Raw genomic sequence first — 842 nt, 5'->3', positions numbered from 1 at the left:
TGGTCGCGATGCCCGAGTTCGCCGACGTGCGACTCGTCTTCGACGCCACGTCGGCGGGCGCGCACCGGCGCAACAACGAGATCCTGCAGGCGCACGGGCGGACGGTGGTCGACCTGACCCCGGCCGCGGTCGGCCCGTACGTGGTGCCACCGGTCAATCTGGACGCCCATTTGGCCGAGCGCAACGTCAACATGGTCACCTGCGGTGGGCAGGCGACCGTACCGGTCGTCGCCGCCGTCGCGGCGGTGGCCCCGGTCGCGTACGCGGAGATCGTCGCGTCGATCGCATCCCGCTCGGCCGGTCCGGGCACCCGGGCGAACATCGACGAGTTCACCCAGACCACCGCCCGCGCCCTGGAGGTCGTCGGCGGTGCCGGCACGGGCAAGGCGATCATCGTGCTGAACCCGGCCGACCCGCCGCTGCTGATGCGTGACACCGTCTACTGCCTGATCCCGGCCGGCGTCGACACCGACGCCGTCGCCGAATCGGTGGACGCCATGGTCGCGTCGGTCGCCGGGTACGTGCCCGGCTACCGGCTCAAACAGGCCGTGCAGTTCGACCCGGTCGACGCGTACGTGCCGGCGCTGGGCAGCCACTTCACCGGCACCCAGGTGTCGGTGTTCCTCGAAGTGTCCGGTGCCGGGCACTACCTGCCCGCGTACGCCGGCAACCTCGACATCATGACCTCGGCCGCTTTGCGTACCGCGGAACGTCTGGTCGCTGTTCGAGCGGAGGCGCGGTCATGACCCGCCTGTACGTCCAGGACGTCACGTTGCGCGACGGCATGCACGCCATCGGGCACCGGTACACCGTCGAGGAGGTCCGGGCGATCGCCGCCGCGT

1 protein-coding gene is annotated in these 842 nt (G+C 71.0%); it reads left to right on the top strand.

The window, feature by feature from the left end; genetic code table 11:
• Positions 1–746, top strand: a 746-nt coding sequence (locus ACXAHD_RS32250) for an acetaldehyde dehydrogenase (acetylating) (protein WP_475055194.1), incomplete at its 5' end; no start/stop codon positions are given.
• Positions 747–842 lie beyond the last annotated feature (96 nt).

It is taken from the genome of Micromonospora sp. ABR4_055, assembly GCF_056160425.1.
The sequence above is the reverse complement of the archived record's forward strand: the minus strand, read 5'-3'. Positions and strand labels throughout refer to the sequence as shown.